This is a genomic window from Bacteroidota bacterium, assembly GCA_034723125.1.
GTDB lineage: Bacteria > Bacteroidota > Bacteroidia > CAILMK01 > JAAYUY01 > JAYEOP01.
In genome coordinates this window covers 2,282-4,489 of record JAYEOP010000110.1, presented here as the reverse complement: position 1 = coordinate 4,489, position 2,208 = coordinate 2,282, and the positions used below count along the sequence as shown (strand labels likewise).

The following is a 2,208-nucleotide window of genomic DNA, read 5'->3' as shown; positions in this document are numbered from 1 at the left end:
CAATATAGATCTAATAGTTCAGTAGATCCTTTGATTGAAACAAGGTGAGGACAAAGTTTTACAAATGATGGAGAATGCCCTGGATATAATTTTTTTGTTCAAAATAACAATAACTGTGACTGTGACCATTGCACTGCAGGTTGTGTAGCCGTAGCTATGGCTCAAATAATGAATTTTTGGCGAAGTCCTGATAATGATTTTGATTGGTGCAATATGCCTAATTTGTTAAATCGAATGGATTATAAACTTCCACGTCCTTATATAAGAGCCAATTATGAAACAGAACGAAATGCAATAGCCGAATTAATAGCCGATTGTGGGGATAAATCTGATATAAAATATTGCAGAAAAATTGATAAAGAAACAAGCTGTCGTTCAAGAACAAGTACAGGTAAAGCAAAACGAGCTTTAAGAAACGACTACAAATATAGCAACGATATGTTACATCGTTATCGTTGTCTTACTATGAGTTGGAAACCTAAAATGAGAAAAAGTCTTGATAACAGACAACCTATTTTATATAGCGGCAGTAAACCTAATGGAGGTAATGGACATGCATTTGTTTGTGATGGTTATAAGGATGATGATTATTTTCATTTTAATTGGGGTTGGCGTGGTACTAATGATGCTTATTTTTATATTAAAGACAATGATGGAAGTCCTGTTATTGATTATTACAAATGGCAAGAAGCTGTATTTTATCTACATCCTGAAATTTATAGTACTGTTAATTGCATTGATTGTAATAAAAGCATAACTATTAGTAATGTTGTAGTATCACACAATCCATTTAATTCTGAATTTCCATATATTGATTGGACTGGCTTGTCAAGTTTCTATAATTATCGATATTCTTTACCTCTTTCTAGCAAGCCAAAAGCATCAAATATTATTACTATAAATGGAGAAACGAGATTGGAATACTACGATATTACAGATGGTACAATACATACAGATAATGTGGTAATTCCAAACAAAGTAAATGTTCATTTTAAAGCTTATAATAAAATTATTCTAAAAAAATTTGAAACAGAAAAAGGAGCAGAATTTACTGCTGTGATAATTCCATGTCCAAATATAAATAGATCTTTTAACAACAGGGAAAGTACTAATATTCACAAACCTGAAATTGTACATTTAAACGATCATTTTGAAAAATTTTCAAATATAACTGTTTCAAAAACTGATAGTATGTCAATAAGTAATAATAATGAATTAAAAATAGTAAATGAAAAATTCAAAGATAATTTCAGTATTCACCCTAATCCATCAAAAGGTTTATTTACTGTTGATTATAGTATTTCCAAAATATCAGAGGTTATAATTCAAATAATGGACATGAATGGAGTTCTACTAAAAGAGTATATAAAATATAATAACCCAGGTAATTATTCCGAGCATTTTGATATTAGCCAACTTTCTTCAGGAATATATTTATGTTCAATAAAAACCTCAACATTCACTAAAACAATTAAATTGATTATTTATTGATATTGATCAAAATGCAATTATACAATAATATAAACATATAAAATCATGAATACTTTTTTAAATGTTAAACGAACAACACTTTTATTTAGTTTTATTTTGATATGTACAACACTAATCAATTGTAATAAAGATAAAACAGACACTATTGATATAACAAAACATAAATGGAAAATAGAATCAATAACCACTAATGATACGATATATAAAACACAGGGTAAAGTTCCTGTAAAACATGCTTATCTTTTAGTATTTGACAGCGATTCATCCTTTTCATTAAATACAAGTGTAAATACCGGAGGTGGCATCTATGATTTAATTTCTAATGGCTTATTAAAAATAACTTGTTATGGAGGTACTAAAGTTGGAGGGGAGAATGAGTTTGATGATAAATTAAGAGAGGTATTGCCTTTAGTTGTTTCTTATCAGGTAATAGGAAACAATTTAATACTAAAAGGTGAAGAAGGAGAAATAGTTTTGAAGAAAACTCTGCTTTGAAAATGATTGGGGTGCGAATAAAAAAGCGTTATTCAGCTACCGACTTCGTCTGTCGAAGACAGATTATCAAATATATAGAAATATTAAATCTGTGAATCTGTCTTCGACAGACGTAGTCTTACTTCTATTACACTTAGCATGTCTTCAACAGACGAAGTCTGTGGCAATTTTTTACATTATCCCGATTTGCTTCAAAATTTTTCATTGTCTATAAAAAACTCT

2 protein-coding genes and 1 pseudogene are annotated in these 2,208 nt (G+C 29.1%); all 3 read left to right on the top strand.

What is annotated here, in order from left to right; genetic code table 11:
• The first annotated feature begins 96 nt into the window (after positions 1-96).
• The 3 genes and pseudogenes from U9R42_03325 to U9R42_03315 all read left to right on the top strand — a co-directional run bounded on the left by U9R42_03325 (position 97) and on the right by U9R42_03315 (position 1,986).
• Positions 97-624 (top strand): annotated as a pseudogene (locus U9R42_03325) (C10 family peptidase).
• 567 nt (positions 625-1,191) lie between these two features.
• Positions 1,192-1,491 carry a T9SS type A sorting domain-containing protein gene (locus tag U9R42_03320; GenBank protein MEA3495047.1) on the top strand — a complete coding sequence of 100 codons (300 nt, stop codon included), beginning with the start codon at positions 1,192-1,194 and terminating at the stop codon, positions 1,489-1,491.
• A 45-nt stretch (positions 1,492-1,536) separates the two neighbouring features.
• Positions 1,537-1,986, top strand: a complete 450-nt coding sequence (locus U9R42_03315; protein ID MEA3495046.1) for an META domain-containing protein — start codon at positions 1,537-1,539, stop codon at positions 1,984-1,986.
• Positions 1,987-2,208 lie beyond the last annotated feature (222 nt).